16 protein-coding genes are annotated in these 15,143 nt (G+C 65.7%); 3 read left to right on the top strand and 13 right to left on the bottom strand.

Features of this window, described 5'->3' with window-relative positions; all coding sequences use genetic code 11:
* Positions 1 to 35: 35 nt before the first annotated feature.
* From B0T44_RS15395 to B0T44_RS15340, 12 genes are all read right to left on the bottom strand, one after another.
* Positions 36 to 530, bottom strand: coding sequence for an Rv1363c family protein (locus B0T44_RS15395; RefSeq protein ID WP_077115654.1), 495 nt, complete (start codon positions 528 to 530; stop codon positions 36 to 38).
* Positions 527 to 1,549, bottom strand: a complete 1,023-nt coding sequence (locus B0T44_RS15390) for an Rv1363c family protein (protein WP_081512184.1) — start codon at positions 1,547 to 1,549, stop codon at positions 527 to 529. Before B0T44_RS15390 ends, B0T44_RS15395 begins: the two co-directional genes overlap by 4 nt.
* A complete protein-coding gene (locus B0T44_RS15385; RefSeq protein WP_077115653.1) occupies positions 1,546 to 2,997 on the bottom strand; it encodes an MCE family protein in 1,452 nt (483 codons plus the stop codon). Before B0T44_RS15385 ends, B0T44_RS15390 begins: the two co-directional genes overlap by 4 nt.
* Positions 2,994 to 4,241 carry an MCE family protein gene (locus B0T44_RS15380; protein WP_139347734.1) on the bottom strand — a complete coding sequence of 416 codons (1,248 nt, stop codon included), beginning with the start codon at positions 4,239 to 4,241 and terminating at the stop codon, positions 2,994 to 2,996. The genes B0T44_RS15385 and B0T44_RS15380 overlap by 4 nt, the downstream gene beginning before the upstream one ends.
* Positions 4,241 to 5,512, bottom strand: a complete 1,272-nt coding sequence (locus B0T44_RS15375; protein ID WP_077115651.1) for an MCE family protein — start codon at positions 5,510 to 5,512, stop codon at positions 4,241 to 4,243. The genes B0T44_RS15380 and B0T44_RS15375 overlap by 1 nt, the downstream gene beginning before the upstream one ends.
* Positions 5,509 to 6,576 (bottom strand): MCE family protein, encoded by a 1,068-nt coding sequence (locus tag B0T44_RS15370; RefSeq protein WP_077115650.1) that lies wholly within the window; start codon positions 6,574 to 6,576, stop codon positions 5,509 to 5,511. Before B0T44_RS15370 ends, B0T44_RS15375 begins: the two co-directional genes overlap by 4 nt.
* A complete protein-coding gene (locus tag B0T44_RS15365) occupies positions 6,573 to 7,580 on the bottom strand; it encodes an MCE family protein (RefSeq protein ID WP_077115722.1) in 1,008 nt (335 codons plus the stop codon). Before B0T44_RS15365 ends, B0T44_RS15370 begins: the two co-directional genes overlap by 4 nt.
* A 14-nt stretch (positions 7,581 to 7,594) precedes the next feature.
* Positions 7,595 to 8,728, bottom strand: coding sequence for an MCE family protein (locus tag B0T44_RS15360; protein ID WP_077115721.1), 1,134 nt, complete (start codon positions 8,726 to 8,728; stop codon positions 7,595 to 7,597).
* 91 nt (positions 8,729 to 8,819) lie between these two features.
* A complete protein-coding gene (locus B0T44_RS15355) occupies positions 8,820 to 9,671 on the bottom strand; it encodes an MlaE family ABC transporter permease (protein WP_077115649.1) in 852 nt (283 codons plus the stop codon).
* A gap of 4 nt (positions 9,672 to 9,675) precedes the next feature.
* A complete protein-coding gene (locus B0T44_RS15350) occupies positions 9,676 to 10,440 on the bottom strand; it encodes an MlaE family ABC transporter permease (RefSeq protein ID WP_077115648.1) in 765 nt (254 codons plus the stop codon).
* Between the two features lie 333 nt (positions 10,441 to 10,773).
* Positions 10,774 to 11,679 carry a 3-oxoacyl-ACP reductase gene (locus B0T44_RS15345; protein ID WP_077115647.1) on the bottom strand — a complete coding sequence of 302 codons (906 nt, stop codon included), beginning with the start codon at positions 11,677 to 11,679 and terminating at the stop codon, positions 10,774 to 10,776.
* A 43-nt stretch (positions 11,680 to 11,722) separates the two neighbouring features.
* Positions 11,723 to 11,911, bottom strand: a complete 189-nt coding sequence (locus tag B0T44_RS15340; protein ID WP_077115646.1) for a ferredoxin — start codon at positions 11,909 to 11,911, stop codon at positions 11,723 to 11,725.
* Positions 11,912 to 12,113: 202 nt separating this feature from the next.
* Here B0T44_RS15340 and B0T44_RS15335 point away from each other — a divergent pair, with 202 nt between their 5' ends.
* The 3 genes from B0T44_RS15335 (at position 12,114) to B0T44_RS27175 (ending at position 14,780) form a co-directional block, all read left to right on the top strand.
* The gene (locus B0T44_RS15335; RefSeq protein WP_077115645.1) at positions 12,114 to 13,307 is read left to right on the top strand and encodes an acyl-CoA dehydrogenase family protein; all 1,194 of its coding nucleotides are present in this window, start codon (positions 12,114 to 12,116) and stop codon (positions 13,305 to 13,307) included.
* A 37-nt stretch (positions 13,308 to 13,344) separates the two neighbouring features.
* Positions 13,345 to 14,451 (top strand): acyl-CoA dehydrogenase family protein, encoded by a 1,107-nt coding sequence (locus B0T44_RS15330; RefSeq protein ID WP_077115644.1) that lies wholly within the window; start codon positions 13,345 to 13,347, stop codon positions 14,449 to 14,451.
* A gap of 170 nt (positions 14,452 to 14,621) precedes the next feature.
* Complete coding sequence (locus B0T44_RS27175; protein ID WP_175647966.1) at positions 14,622 to 14,780, top strand: hypothetical protein; 159 nt, start codon at positions 14,622 to 14,624, stop codon at positions 14,778 to 14,780.
* On the opposite strand, the gene B0T44_RS15325 is transcribed toward B0T44_RS27175, so the two are convergent.
* Complete coding sequence (locus tag B0T44_RS15325; RefSeq protein ID WP_077115643.1) at positions 14,777 to 15,118, bottom strand: PqqD family protein; 342 nt, start codon at positions 15,116 to 15,118, stop codon at positions 14,777 to 14,779. The two genes, B0T44_RS27175 and B0T44_RS15325, sit on opposite strands and share 4 nt — an antisense overlap.
* Between the last annotated feature and the right edge of the window lie 25 nt (positions 15,119 to 15,143).

Genomic DNA, 15,143 nt, shown 5'->3' with positions numbered 1-15,143 from the left:
CCCGCGCCGGATACGGGAGTTCACCGCCCCGGCGGTCAGATCGGGGTGACCGAGGCGACCAGCCAACGGTCGTCGCTCTTGTCCAAGGTCACCCGGACACGGCTGCCGGTGGTGGTACCTTCCGGTTTTTCCTTGCTGGTGGTCACCTGGTTCAGGAACAGCAGCACCACCGCGTGCGCGCGGTCGGCGGAGACCACACCGCCCGCCTGGGTGGTCGCCTGCACCGACAGCTGTTTTTCTTTGGCGCCGGGAGCGATCGCCTTCTCGATGAGTTCGAGGTAGTCGCTGCGGAAGTCCGGGGCCAGATTGTCGGCGGTTTTCGGCAGTTCGGTGTCCACGGTCTGAAAGTCGTAACTGAACATTGCGGACACGGTGCGGGTCGCAGCGGCGACCGCGGCGGCGCGGGACTGTTCGGAGCGTTTGTCGTCCCAGTACCGGTAGCCGTTGATACCCGCGACGACCGCGGCCACGACCACGACGACGACGGTGATACCGAGCAGGATCTTGGTGCGCATCTGCTTCAGATTCATGCCACGAACTCCACGTCGGATACGGACAGGCTACCGTCGTCGGTGCGGGTCACCGTGACCCGGAAACGGTAGTACCGCTGCTGCGGCTCCTCCTGGCCCGCATTGGTCAGGGTCTGTTTGGCGGCGACCAGGATCTGGGCCGAATTCTCGTGCTCGTTCTCGATCGCGGCCTCGATGACCTCGCCGTTGGACACCACGTTGGCTTGTTTGATGATTTCGGTGAACGGGTCGACCCGGCCGTCGAATTCGGTTTTGAACTCACCGGAAGCCATGGTGAGGATGCGGTCGATATCCTCTTCGGCGCTGTCGGCGCGGATGGTGGTCAAGTTGATGATGGTCTGCCGCGCCGTCTGCAGGTATTCGGCCCGGTGGGCATCGCGCTCCTCGGCCGACTGCACCGCGAATACCGAGAGCACGGCGGCGGACACCAGTGCGAGCGCGATCACGGCGGCAGCGATGCTCGCCAGGATCCGACCCGTGGACTTGCCGCTCTTCGCAGTCTTGTCCGTGGTATCGGGCTCGGGTTCATCCGCAACCGTCTCGGTGACGACAACGCCGGTATCAGCAGCGTCGTCCGCGGAGCCTTTGCCTGCCTTCTTGCGTAGCAATCGCGACGGTGGACCACCACCTGGCTTGGCGGCGTTATCGGTGGCATTGCCGTGCTCGGCTGTCTTATCGGGACGGTCGCTCGCGGTGGTATCGCCACGTGTGACGTCGTCGTCGGCAGATACGATCTTGACGGTTTCAGCCTGTTCACCGCTCGCGAGACCGTTCGCCGGGATCGTCTTCTCGGACGCCGAACCGGATTCGGATGCCGACGGGGCCGCGGTCTTCGCGACGGACACGCGGGGAGCGGAAGCCGCAGAGGTAGCGCCGCTGCCTGCCTCATTCGCCGACCCCGAATCGGTCGTGACGGTGTCCGGCGGCGACGTGCCCGCCGCGGGCCCTTCACCGACCGGTGGCCCCGCGGACCGGCTGGCCCGCCTGCGGGAACGGCGCTGATCTGTGGTTTCGCTCATCGCTGCTGCTCCTCGAACATTGCCTGCCAATCCGCCGGGACAGTACCCGATCCATCAGGACCGATATTGCCTTGCCGGTAACTTCGTCCGTCGGTTCCGACGTATACACCGGTGGCCGGATCGTACGACCTGGCGGCAGCCGGTGTGCTCGCTCCGGAGAAGCTCGCCGGGGCGACCGGGACGCCGGGCAACGACTCCGGGGCGCTGGCGGGAGCATCGCCGGTGTTGTCGGGGCCGATGGGCTGCGGCGGGCCGAACGGCGGATTGGTGCCCAGCGGTGTGTAACCGGTGCGGCACAGTTCCGGTGTCGGCGCGCGTCGCCCGGGAAACTCCATGCACGGCGTGTTGCGGATACCGCGCACCGCGATCGGCGAGTCCTGTGGGACCTTGCAGTACAAACCCTTCGGAGTGTCGGGCGTGTCCAGCTCGCTGGGCGACCTGCGTTGATCGGGCGGCAAGAAGCCGGTGGTGCACGGCGGCGGATCGTTGAGCACGGTCATGAAGTCGACCAGCGCGCCGTATTCCATATTGCCGCGCACCGCGGTGAGCAGCGCCGCGATCAGCGGCGGGTAGACGACCAGGATCTGCTCCACACCCGGGTGATACGTGACGCCCACTTGGCCGAGGCTCACCAGGTTGGTCAACAACAGCGGCAGCGTCGGACGCAGATCCTCGAACTGGGTGGTTACCCGCTCTAGCGCGGCGGGCCCGGAGGCGAAGATATTGCGCAGCGCCGGATCGTGTTCGCGCAGTTGGTCGGTCACCGTCGCCAAGTCTCGGGTCCAGGAACGGATCGCGGCATCCGACCGGGTCTGGGTTTCCAGCAGCGGGCCGAGCTGGTCGAGCAGCTTCTTGGTCGGTTCGGCGTTGTCCTGGGCCTCCTGCACCAGCAGCGCCGCCGAATCGATGAACCGCTGCAGGTCCGGTCCTGCACCGTTGAACGCCCGGAATGCCTCGTCTATGACCTGCCGCAGCCGGGTGTCGGCGATGGTGGCCAGCAGCCGGTCGGCCTGATCGAGCAGTGCGCCGACGTCCTGGGGTAGTTCGGTGCGGTCCACCGGGATCACGCTGCCGTCGTACAGGTTGCTGCTGGCGGGATCCTCCGGGGGCACCAGATCGACATACTGCTCGCCGATCGCCGACACGCTGCGGACCAGCGCATCGACATCGGAGGGGATCTTGTAGTCGCTGTCGATGGAGAGTTTCGCATCGACCCCTTCCGTGGTGAGCCGGACTTCGGTCACCTTGCCGATATTGGTGCCCCGATAGGCCACATTGGCCTGTTCGTAGAGCCCACCTGTCGCGGCCAGCTGCACCGTGACCTCGTACTGGCCGATTCCGAGCATCGCGGGCAGGCGCACATAGGTGATCGACATGACGAGCAGACCGACAACGGTCAGCACGGAGAAGATGGTCAGCTGGGTTTTGACGAACTTGGTCAGTTTCACCGGCCCTGACCTCCTTGCGGCGCGCCGGGCAGCGGCACTGTCAGCCCGGGAATGGCGGGCAGGCCGGGGATCGGCGGCAGCCCGGGAATGGTTGGTTGCGGCTGTTCGGGTCCGCCCGGCGGCGGCTGCAACGGCGCGGTCAGCGGGTTGCCCTGCTGCCCGGCGGTATCCGGGGCGATCGCACCGAGCGCGCCTTCCACTCCGCCGAAGCGGCCGCCGAGCGGGGTGCCGGTGAGGAAGTTCGAGTCGAGCCGTCTGCCGGTGACGTCCACGGTCATGAACAGGTTCAGGTAGTCACCCTTGACCGCCTTGTCGAGGTTGGTCAGCGGGAACGGGAAGCTGGCGAGGATCTTCAACGATTCGGCGAGGTCACCGCCGGTGTCGGCGAGAGTCTGCAGCACCGGCGCCAAGCTGGCCAGGTTGGCCTTCAGATCGTCACCGCTTGCGGTGATGATCCGCTGGGTGACGTCGCTGAGTTCGCCGAGTTTGGTGATGGCGGTGGTGATGTTCTGCCTGCGGTCGGCGAGCATCGTCAACGCGGGATGGATGTCTTCGATGGCCGCGGCGACCACATCGCGTTCCTCGGCGAACTGACCGGCGAGCCGGTCGAGACCGCTCATCGCGGCGATGATGTCGTGACGCTGGCTGTCGAGATTGCCGATGAGATCGTTGAGTTGCGGCAGCAGATCCCGGATCTCGGTTTCCCGGCCGACCAGCGCGGCGTTCAACTCGCGGGTGATGTTCTCCAGCTGTGAGATTCCGCCGCCGTTGAGCACCACCGACAGCGACGACAGCACCTGTTCGGTGGTCGGGTACGCCCCGGCCCGGTCCAACGGGATCACATCACCGTCGCTCAGGCGTCCTTCCGGCGGCACATCAGTGGGCGGTGCCAGCTCCAGATGGTTGCTGCCGAGCAGACTGGTTTGGCCGATCTTGGCGGTCGCGTTCGCGGGCAGCACCACATCGCGTTCCAGTGAGACGGTGACCAGCGCATGCCAGCCCTCCACCTCGATATCGGACACTGTACCCACCGAGACATCGTCGACACGGACCGGCGAATTGCGGGTCAGCGTGGTCACATTCGGCATCTGGATCCGCACCTGGTACGACCCTTCGCCGGTGCCTTCGGTACCGGGCAGCGGCAGCGAGTTCAGTCCGTCCCATTCACAGCCGGTCGCGCCGAGTGTGACCACCGCACCGACCGCGATCGCGGCGACGCGGCGACGTGCGGTGACCCGGCGCATCATCGTCCTCCTCCGGGAATGGCCAGTCCGGCGATCCCGCTCGGCACCGAAATCGGTGCGGGCGCGGGGGCCTGCTGGGCGGGCACCTGCCCGGCCAGCGACGGCGGGCTGTATTTCAGCTGCTGCGGGAACGCGGTTACGCCGGTCGCCGGGTTGGTCATGATCGGCAGATAGTTCATCGCCAGCGATTCGATCACCGGAGCCAGATACTGCGCGCACAGGTCGGCGCTCTTATCGGATTCGTTGGCTTCCAGCGCGCGGACCGAACCGCACAGGAAGCTCAGCGGATCGGCGGCATTGTTGAACGCGATCGCGCCGGTCAGCGTGCCCTGGGCGGGTTTGTAGATCTGGTAGAAGTTCACCAGCGCGGTGGGGCCGGAATGCAACGCCTGCTCCAGTTGGGGGCGTTTGTCGACCAGGATCTGGGTGACGTCGGCCAACCGCTGTACGCCCTCGGTCAGTTCGCCGCCACTGCCGTCCAGGAAGCGCTGCACATCGGCGAGTGCGATGTCCAGATTGTCCAGGCCTGCACCCAGCTCCTCCGATACTCCGGCCAGCACCGACGACACCGACGCCAGCCGCCCGCCGAACTGCACGATCTGCTCGTTGCTGTTCGACAGCACCTCGACGAACTTCTGCAGATTACGGATCGTGCCGAACAAGTCGGTGCGTCCGTCGGACAGTGTTGTCAGCGTGGCCGACAGTTCGCGCAAGGTGTCCCGGAACCGTTCGCCGTTGCCGTCGAGGTTTTCCGCCGCAGTGTCGACGAAACGCCCGAACGAACCTTGCTTGTCGTCGCCGACCGGCCCGAGCGCGGTCGCCAGCCGGGACAGTTCGTTTTTGATGTCATCCCATTCCACCGGCACCGCGGTGCGTTCGATACCGATCTCGTCGCCGTCGGCCAGTTTCGGGCCGCCGGTGTAGGCGGGGGCGAGCTGGATGAACCTTGCCGAGACCAGGTTCGGCGCGATGATCACGGCGCGGGCGTCGGCGGGGATATCGACGCCACGGTCGATGGTCATCTCGACCTTCACCTTCTCCTTGCCCGGTTCGATCGATTCGATCCGGCCAACGGGAACACCGAGCACCCGCACATCGTCACCGGCGTACAAGCCGCTGGTCGAGGTGAAGTAGGCGGTGATGTCCTTCGTCCCGATCCGGTCCAGCGCGGTGTAGCCGCCGAGCGCGACCAACGCGACGGCAAGCACCCCGGCGATGGGCAACGCCCACCGCGGCAGTGTCTTCCTCCCGGCAATACTGCGAATGCTCATCGCGGCGGCTCCTGTGGGGACGGCTCGATCGACGGTGGCGGATCGAGCAGATAGGCGCGCAGCGATTCCGGCAGATGCTGCGGCCAGACCAGCGCGTCGACCAGCGGATGCAACATTTCACTGCTCGCGTTCACTACGTAGGCGTTGAAGTAGGGGCCACTGCCCACCTGCTCGCCCAGCGCGGCCGCGAACGGGCCGAGCCCGTCAAGGGCGCTGTTGATGTTGTCGCGGTTGCGTTCCAGCAGGTCCAGCACCGAGTTCAGTTTGTCCAGCGCGGGCTGCAGCTGCGCCTCGTTATCGGCGACCAGGCCGGATAGCTGCTGGGCCAGGCTGTTGACGTAGACGATCATCTGACTGATCGCGGTGCGCCGCCGGTCCAGTTCACCGAGCAGTTCGTTACCGTCGAGCAGCAGCGCGTTGATCTGGTTGCTGCGGTCGGCCAGGATCTTGGTGACGTTCTGGGCGCGGGCCAGCAGATCGACCAGCGCCTGATCGCGGGCGTTGATACTGCGCGACAACGCGGTCACGCCGTCGAGTGCCGCGCGCAGCGGCGCCGGGGTATCGGCGAAGGCGGCCGAAAGCGCGTCCAGCGTCTCGTTGACCCGCTGCAGGTCGAGGTCCTCGACCGTGCCAGCCAGATCGCCGAGCGCTTCGTTCAGCGAGTACGGCGAGGTGGTGCGCTCCAGCGGGATCGTGTCGTCGGTGCGCAGCGCGCCCGCTCCGTCAGGATGCACGGCCAGCGATTTGCGGCCGAGCACCGTGTTGGTCTTGATCTCCGCGGTCGTCTTGTCACCGAGCACGATCGATTCGTTCAGCTGAAAACGGACCAGCACCTTCGCCCCGTCCAAGCTGACATCCTCGACGGTGCCGGAACGCACCCCCGCCACCTCGACGTCGTTACCGGGCTCCAGCCCGCCGGCGTCGGCGAAATAGGCGGTGAAGGTGGCGCCGCCGCGGATGAACGGCAACCGCTCGAATTGCAGGGCCGCCAGGGCAATGGTGACCGTGAGTACCAGGCCAACGACCCCGATGGTCACCGTGCGTGATTGCTGGTCTTTCTTCACTCGCTCGCACACCTTCCGGTCGTCTGCGGACCGGGCAACTTCACATGCATCGTCTGACCGTTCGGGCCGTCCACCAGGAAGTTCGTCTGGCAGACGTAGAGCTGCAGGAACGAACCGTAGGAGCCGACCCGAATCAGTTTCCGGTAGGCGGCGGGCAGTTCGTCCAACACGTACTGGATGGTGTCGGAGCTGTTGTCGAGGTTGGTCGCCAATCGGCCGGTCTGTTCGATGGTCGATTTCAGGTCGGGGCGGGCCTGGGCGAGCAGATCGGTCAGCTCACCGGTGGCGCCCGCGATCCGGGGCAGCGCCGCACCGATCGGGTCGCGGTCCGCGGCCAGTCCGCTCACCAGCCGCTGCAGTTCGTCGATGGTGGTGGCGAACTGTTCGCCGCGGTCGTCGATGGTCTGCAGGACGGTGTTCAGATTGTTGATGACGCTGCCGATCAGCGCGTCCCGTTCGGCCAGGGTTGTGGCGAACGACCCGCTGCTGTTCAGCAGCGACACCAGCGTCCCGCCCTGCCCCTGGAAGATCTGCAGCAGTGCATTGGTCAGGTCGTTGACCTGCGCCGGGTCCAGCCCGCGCAGCAGCGGTTTGAACCCGCCGAGCAGCAGATCCAGATCGAGCGCGGGCGCGGTCTTGTCCAGGCCGATGGTGCCGCCCTCGGGCAGGGTTTCCGCCTCGCCGGGGCCTTCCAGCAGTTCCAGATACCGGTCGCCGACCAGGTTCTCGTACCGGATGGTGGCGCGGGTGCTGGTGAGCAGCCGGTGTTTGCGGTCGACGTCGAACTCGACGTGCGCCTTGTAGTCCTTGCCCACCTGCACCGAGGTCACCGATCCCACCGGAACACCGGCGATGCGCACCTTGTCACCGGGGAGCATGCCCGACGCGCTGGTGAACACGGCGTGATAGGCGTTCTCGCTGGCGAAGCGCATCTGGCTGAACACGATGGTGAGGCCGGCGAAGACGAGCGTCATCACCACGGTGAAGATGCCCAGCTTGACCATCGTCGCGGTGTTCTTCACAGCTGCCCCACCCCCGGCAGGCCGGCGAACAGCACCTGGAACACCTTCGGCGCGTTGAACTTCAACTGTGTCGACGGTGTGTAGGGCGCGCCTTCGGAGGTGTCGGTGACGACGTAGTCGGCGTGACTGCCCGGCACCCGGTCGAGCAGGCCCTCGCAGTGCGGTCCGCCGGTCGCGTTCACTTTCGGCAGGTCCTCCGGATAGGTGTAGGGGTCGTGGCCGTACATGAAGCTCGCGTTCAGCGCGACACCCGGCTGGCCGCCGCCGACCATCTGCTCACCCAGCGGCAGCGCTTTGGCCGAGCCGGCGATGAGGCAGTACAGGGCAGGTTTGTACTCGTCGAGCAGGCTGGTGGTCGGCCGCAGCAGATCCAGCGCTGTCACCACCTGCTGTTCGTTCTCGTGCAGTACCGCGCCGGTGGTGTCGGCCAGCCCTGACAGGTTCGCCAGCAGCGCGTCCACGCCTGCCTCTTCGGCCACCAGGGTGCGGCTGACGCCGGTGGCGTTGTCGACGGTGCGCAGCAGGTCGCCCGCGGTATCGGCGTAGAGGTTGGTGACCCCGGCGGCGGCGTTCAGGTCGCGGCGCAGCGCGGGCAGACTGGGGTTGATATCGCGCAGGTAGGCCTCGCTGCGCACCAGCAGATCGCCCAGTTTTTCGCCGCGGCCCTGCAGTGCGGTGCCGAGCGCGGTCAGGGTAGCGTTCAGCTTCTCCGGTTCCACCTGGGCCAGCACGTCGCTCAGATGTTGGAAGAGCGTGTTGAACTCGACGGTGACCTTGCTGGCCGCAAGCTCGGCGCCCGGCTGCAGCGATTGCGCCGATGGCTGTTCGGGGACGATGAAGTTCACGTATTTCGCGCCGAACACTGTGGTCGAGCGGATATCGACGGTCGCATTGGCGGGCACCAGTTTCAGCATTTCCGGGTCGAGTGCCAGCCGCAGCGTCGCGTGTTCGTCGCTGCGGTCGACCTCGGCTACCCGGCCGATCTGGACGCCGCGCACCTTCACCTTGGCGTCGGGGTCCAGCACCAGACCGCTGCGTGGGGCCGAGACGGTCACGGTGACCGTCGGGGTGAAGCCGCCGACGAACATGATCAGCGAGACGGCGATCACAGCGACCAGAGCCAGCACCATCGCCACACCGGCCAGTTTCAGGCCGAGCGGACCACGTAACGCTGCTACCACGCCGCCGCCTTCGTCTGCTCGTTTGGTTTCCGTCATATCGCTATCCGGAGAGGTTGAAGTTGCCGGAGGTGCCATAGATCGCCAGGGAGATCAGCAGTGTCACCGAGACCACCGCGATCAGGGAGGCGCGCACCGCGTTGCCCACCGCGATTCCCACCCCGACCGGCCCACCGGCGGCGGTGTAGCCGTAGTAGGTGTGGATCATCATCACCGCCAGTGCCATGACGATGGCCTGGGCAAAAGACCACATGATGTCGCTGGGAATCAGGAATGTGGAGAAGTAGTGGTCGTAGACGCCTGCGGACTGTCCGTAGATCACCACCGTGGCGAAGCGGCTCGCGATGAAGGAGGCGATTACCGCGAGAGCGTAGAGCGGCACGATCGCGATCATGCCTGCCAGCACTCGGGTGCCGACCAGATACGGCACCGGGCGAATCGCCATGGTTTCCAACGCGTCGATTTCCTCGGCGACGCGCATGGCGCCCAGCTGTGCGGTCGATCCAGCGCCGATGGTTGCCGCCAGTCCGATGCCGGAGATCACCGGTGCGGCGATGCGCACATTGAGGAAGGCGGCGAAGAAACCGGTCAGCGCCTCGACGCCGATATTGCCGAGTGAGCTGTAGCCCTGTACGGCGATGGTTCCGCCGGTGAACAGGGTCAGGAATCCGACGATCACCACGGTGCCGCCGATAACGGCGAGCGCACCGCTGCCCATGCTGATCTCGGCGATCAGCCGGATGGTCTCGGTGCGGTAGTGCAGCAGTGCTCGCGGCACGGAGCCGATGGCGCGCGCGTAGAACACTGCCTGACGCCCGAGTTCGTCCATCGAATTGGACAGCCGACGCACCCGCCGGACCGTTCGGGGAAATCGGGATTGGATCACGAAGGCCATCGGGTCACCGCACCGCGAACTTGATACCGACGGCGGTGACGACGACGTTCACCACGAACAGAGCCATGAAAGCGAAGACAACGGTCTGGTTCACCGCATCACCGACACTTTTGGGACCACCTTTGACGTTCAACCCCAGATAACAGGCGACCAGCCCGGCGATCAGCCCGAACAGCCCAGCCTTGACCTCGGAGATGACCAGCTCGGGCAGGTGGGTGAGCAGCGTGATCCCGTTGACGAAGGCGCCGGGGTTGACCCCCTGTAGCTGCACCGAGAAAAGGAAGCCTCCAACGATGCCGATAGTGCAGACCAGGCCGTTGAGCAGCAGCGCGACGAACGTGGATGCGATCACCCTTGGCACTACCAGCCGGTGGATCGGGTCGATGCCGAGCACCTTCATCGCGTCGATTTCTTCGCGGATGGTGCGGGCGCCCAGATCGGCGCAGATCGCGGTGGCGCCGGCACCGGCGACGATGAGCACGGTGACGATCGGCCCGACCTGGGTGACTGCGCCGAAGGCGGCGCCCGCGCCGCTGAGGTCGGCGGCGCCGATCTCTCGCAACAGAATGTTCAGGGTGAAGCTGACCAGCACCGTGAACGGGATCGCGACCAGCAGGGTGGGGATGAGCGAGACGCGCGCGACGAACCAGGACTGGTCGACGAACTCGCGGAATTGGAAGGGGCGGCGCAAGCTCGCTTGCGCCACACTCGAGCAGAGTTCGAAGAACCCGCCGACTGCCCGTAACGGCACGGCAAGGACTTCGTTCATCGCCGATCCTCCTTGCCCGACTGCTGGTCCCGCTGATGCGCGCGGCGGTTCAACTCGCACCACACGCTCGCCAAGTAGAACATGTTCACTTCGTTTCTGGGGGTATTTTGCAGCATTTGAACTGCATATTCACCCCAATCCCAGACAGAAATACTGGAACTGTGTTCATGCGTGTTGGGCATCACTGTTGTGAGGCTCAGCACATACGAACAACTGTCTACCAACTACTGGACTGCTGATCAACTCTTGTACGGTTGTTCAGGAAAATTGGAGCAGCGCCCACCAGAGCGCTGCTCGCCGACAGGTGAGCTATGTGGACTGTTTGCGCCCGTATCAACCCAGTTCGTTCAGCGACGATGCAGAAAAGGTACGACCTTCCGGACGCTGCGCGAAGTACCCGCCCAGCGTGGCGGCCAGATCACCGGTCGACCACTGCTCACCGGCCGCATCGAAGCGCTTCTCGACCTCCGGCGCGGCCATCAGGGCCACCATCGGGCCGTACACCACAAAGACCTGGCCGTTGACCGCCGCGGCCGCAGGCGAGGCCAGATAGGCCACCAGCCGCGCCACATGATCGGGCGACAGCGGGTCCACACCCTCCTCGGGCGCCGCACTGAAGACCTGCTCGGTCATCGCGGTCCGCGCCCGCGGGCAGATCGCATTGGCGCGCACCCCGAAGCGCGAAAGGGAACGCGACGCAGACAACGTCAACGCGGTGATCCCAGCTTTGGCGGCGCCGTAGTTGGCCTGCCCCGCCGGGCCGAGCAGTCCAGCTTCCGACGAAGTGTTGACGATACTGCCGTAGACCGGCGCGCCGGCTTCCTTGGATTTAGCTCGCCAGTAGGCGCCCGCATTGCGGGTGAGCAGGAAGTGTCCGCGCAGATGGACGCCGATCACCGCGTCCCAGTCCTCGTCGGACATATTGAACAGCATCTTGTCGCGAGTGATACCCGCGTTGTTGACGACAATATCGAGGCCGCCGAAAGATTCCTCGGCGGTACGGATGAGCGCGTCGGCGGTGGCCCGCTCGGCCACACTGCCCGCGACGAATTCCGCTTTTGCACCAAGCGCCCTGATCTGCGCCAGCGTTTCGGCAACTGCGTCGGATTCGGCGAGGTCGTTGACGACCACCGCAGCGCCCGCAGCAGCCAAGGCGAGGGCCTCGGCCCGGCCGAGTCCCGCGCCCGCACCCGTTACGATCGCCACCCGCCCGGCAAGGCTCACATCTGTTTCGCTCACCGGGCCGACTTTAGAACGTGTTCTTATTCACGGCAAGAGCCGGTCACTGCAACCGCAGCGCCGCCTTGGGACACTGCGACACCGCTTCCTCCACCTGCGCCACACGATCGGCGGGCACATCGGCCTCGACAATGTGCAGAATGTCGTCGTCGTCGAGTTCGAACACGTCGGGGGCGATTCCGACGCAAATTCCGTTCGCTTCGCACTGGTCGAGATCAACACTGACCTTCATGGGAACTCCTTTACCCCTACTTACGCGAAAGCCTAACAAGGCAGGCATGCCGCCCATACGGGCATCACGCGGTTTCACCCTCAATACTGGAACATGTTTCAGCCAATATGCAATGATCGAGGGGCCGGGATCTGCACCCGGACCCGCTTCCGGTCGCCGAATCTCCCACCCCGCCCCGAAGAACGAAGGCATGAGGTGCCCCATGCGCATTGCGTACACGCCGCAGCAGGAACAGCTACGCGCCGAGTTGCGCGACTACTTCGCGAAGCTGATCACCCCTGAGCGCAGGGAAGCGCTCAGCGCGCAAACCGGTGAGTACGGGCAGGGCAATGTGTACCGCGAGGTGGTCCAGGAAATGGGCCGCGACGGATGGCTGGCGCTGGGCTGGCCGAAGGAGTTCGGCGGGCAGGACCGCCCGATGCTGGACCAGCTGATCTTCACCGACGAAGCCGCCATCGCAGGCGCGCCCGTGCCGTTCCTGACCATCAACTCGGTCGCGCCGACGATCATGCACTACGGCAGCGAGGAGCAGAAGAAGTTCTTCCTGCCCAAGATCGCGGCCGGGGAACTGCACTTCGCCATCGGCTACTCCGAACCCGGCGCGGGCACCGACCTGGCCAGCCTGCGCACCAGCGCGGTCCGCGACGGCGACGAGTACGTCATCAACGGCCAGAAAATGTGGACCAGCTTGATCGCCTACGCCGACTATGTCTGGCTGGCCGTGCGCACCGACCCCAACGCCAAGAAGCACAAAGGCATCAGCATGCTCATCGTGCCCACCGATGTCGAGGGCTTCTCCTGGACGCCGGTGCACACCATGGCCGGTCCCGACACCAGCGCCACCTACTACCAGGACGTGCGAGTACCGGTCACCTCACTGGTCGGACAGGAGAACGGCGGCTGGCCGCTGGTCACCAACCAGCTCAACCACGAGCGGGTCGCGCTCACCTCGGCCGCGCCGCTGGCGCTCACGCTGCGGCAGGTTGTCGAATGGGCGCGCGACACCAAGACCGCCGACGGATCCCGGGTGATCGACCGGGAATGGGTGCAGCTGAACCTGGCTCGCGTGCACGCCAAGGTCGAGTACTTGAAGCTGATGAACTGGGAAATCGCCAGCCGCGCCGATGCCGGGGGCGAGGCGGCGCCGCGGCCGTGGGACGCCTCCGCGTGCAAGGTGTACGGCACCGAACTGGCCACCGAGGCATACCGCCTGCTGATGGAGGTGCTCGGCCCGCAGTCGTATCTGCGGCAGGACTCCCCCGGTTCGATTCTGCGCGGCCGGGTGGAACGGATGCACCGCGCCGCCCTGATCCTCACCTTCGGCGGCGGCACCAACGAGGTGCAGCGCGACATCATCGCCATGACCGCCCTGAAGCAGCCCGCCGCCGCGCGCTGAGCCCGCGCCGCACAAACCCAGAAAGCAGGTAGTCCCCATGGATTTCACTCCCACCGAGGCACAGCTGGATCTGGCCCGGCTGACCGGCGAGGTGTGCGGCAAGCTGGTCACCGCCGACCGGCTGCGGGAACTGGATAACGCCACCGAAAAGTTCGACGAGCCTCTGTGGCAGTCGCTGGCGGAAACCGGCGTACTCGCCGCCGCACTGCCGGAAACGGTGGGCGGCAGCGATTTCGGGGTGCTGGAACAAACCTCGATCCTGCGCGAACTCGGTAAACATCTGGCTGCCGTGCCGTACCTGTGGTCGATCGTGCTCGGTGCGGGCGCGATCGCCCGATTCGGCTCCGAGCAGCAGCGCGAGCTCGCGCAGTCGGCCGCCGCCGGTGCGTCGATCCTCACGGCCGCGCTGTCGGAAGAGCGAAACTGGGAGCCTGCCCAGCCGAACACCACCGCCGTCGACACCGGCAACGGCTGGCGGATCACGGGAGCCAAAACCACCGTCCCCGTCGCCGATCGGGCCGCGCGGATCCTGGTCCCCGCCAGCGTGTCCGGCGCACCCGCGGTGTTCCTGGTCGATCCGTCCGCCGATGCGGTGCAGCTGACCGCGCAGCAGGTCACCGACCGCAGCTCGGAATTCCTCGTCGAATTCACCGACGCCCCCGCCGAACTCCTCGGTTCCGTCGACGACGGCGCCCAGATCCTGGACTGGCTGCTGCTGCGCGCCTGGCTCGGCCTCAGCGCACTCCAGCTCGGCACCCTGGAACAGGCACTGCAACTGGTCGCCGACTACGCCCGCGAACGCGAACAGTTCGGCAAAGCCATCGGCAGCTTCCAAGCCGTCGCCCAGCGCCTCGCCGACGCCTACATCAACGTCGGCGGCCTGCGCCTATCGGTCACCCAAGCCGCCTGGCAGCTGTCGGAAGACCTACCCGCCGCCGCAGCCGTGCACACCGCCAAGTTCTGGGCCGCCGAAGCAGGCCACCACGTCGCCCACACCCTGGTCCACGTGCACGGCGGTGTCGGCATCGACCGCGACCACATCGTCCACAACTACTTCACCGCCGCCAAACACAACGAGTTCGCCCTCGGGCCTGCCCCCGACCACCTGATCCCGCTCGCCGGGTTGCTGGCCGAATCCGCCTGATCAGCTGGGGTTGCCGGTGACCCGCCTGCTCGGCTTGTCACCGGCGACTGGTCATTCGATAGCGTGCCCCACTGCCCGCGCGGTCGATGCCGCGGTGGGCTCGGTGTCCATGATGCCTCGCTCCCCGTTTTACGCTCGCACCTGAAGCCGGGCTTATCTAGGGTGACGGTGTGGCGACCATCGACGACGCCGAGCCCGACGCCCCAGCCCAGTCCCCACAGATGCGGGGACAACGTCTCGTCGAACAGATGCGCGGTATGGCGAAAAGCAGAGATATCGAAGGCATGACCACTGACCAGATCATGGAACTGCTGCGCGGCGACGGCTAGATCGAACGGTGATCTTCGTCAACTGTTATGAGGCCCTTGGACGTCATATCAGCGAGGTAGGTATTCACATCGGCGTGAGCGGCCACCCCATCGGCATCGAATGCCTGTTCGAGCAGTAGTGCCAGGTCGGCAGCGGTTTTCTCCTCGTCCAATGCCTCCCATAGAAGCGCTCCCACCAAATTCAGCTCGTACAGTTGGCCGTTGGCCGACAGCAGTACAGCCGCCTCGTGCCCTTCGAATTCGATGCCCGAATCTACGGCTTCGGCAACTGATCTATAGCTGAAAAGCCTGACATCCTGCTGGTCGAGCACTATCCGGTTTCGCGAATACATCATCATGAGTTGCTCCCGAGGAGGGGCGGGC

The organism is Nocardia donostiensis (genome assembly GCF_002081715.1).
In the GTDB taxonomy this organism is placed as follows: domain Bacteria; phylum Actinomycetota; class Actinomycetes; order Mycobacteriales; family Mycobacteriaceae; genus Nocardia; species Nocardia donostiensis.
The sequence above is the reverse complement of the archived record's forward strand: the minus strand, read 5'-3'. Positions and strand labels throughout refer to the sequence as shown.

Bases quoted from the DNA above. Each gene is read 5' to 3' on its own strand.
- B0T44_RS15325 (WP_077115643.1), bottom strand. From the start codon at position 15,118: ATGATGATGTATTCGCGAAACCGGATAGTGCTCGACCAGCAGGATGTC.
- B0T44_RS15340 (WP_077115646.1), bottom strand. From the start codon at position 11,911: ATGAAGGTCAGTGTTGATCTCGACCAGTGCGAAGCGAACGGAATTTGC.
- B0T44_RS15395 (WP_077115654.1), bottom strand. From the start codon at position 530: ATGAATCTGAAGCAGATGCGCACCAAGATCCTGCTCGGTATCACCGTC.
- B0T44_RS15350 (WP_077115648.1), bottom strand. From the start codon at position 10,440: ATGAACGAAGTCCTTGCCGTGCCGTTACGGGCAGTCGGCGGGTTCTTC.
- B0T44_RS15335 (WP_077115645.1), top strand. From the start codon at position 12,114: ATGCGCATTGCGTACACGCCGCAGCAGGAACAGCTACGCGCCGAGTTG.
- B0T44_RS15375 (WP_077115651.1), bottom strand. From the start codon at position 5,512: ATGAGCATTCGCAGTATTGCCGGGAGGAAGACACTGCCGCGGTGGGCG.
- B0T44_RS15365 (WP_077115722.1), bottom strand. From the start codon at position 7,580: ATGGTCAAGCTGGGCATCTTCACCGTGGTGATGACGCTCGTCTTCGCC.
- B0T44_RS15380 (WP_139347734.1), bottom strand. From the start codon at position 4,241: ATGCGCCGGGTCACCGCACGTCGCCGCGTCGCCGCGATCGCGGTCGGT.
- B0T44_RS15355 (WP_077115649.1), bottom strand. From the start codon at position 9,671: ATGGCCTTCGTGATCCAATCCCGATTTCCCCGAACGGTCCGGCGGGTG.
- B0T44_RS15360 (WP_077115721.1), bottom strand. From the start codon at position 8,728: ATGGTGCTGGCTCTGGTCGCTGTGATCGCCGTCTCGCTGATCATGTTC.
- B0T44_RS15330 (WP_077115644.1), top strand. From the start codon at position 13,345: ATGGATTTCACTCCCACCGAGGCACAGCTGGATCTGGCCCGGCTGACC.
- B0T44_RS15390 (WP_081512184.1), bottom strand. From the start codon at position 1,549: ATGAGCGAAACCACAGATCAGCGCCGTTCCCGCAGGCGGGCCAGCCGG.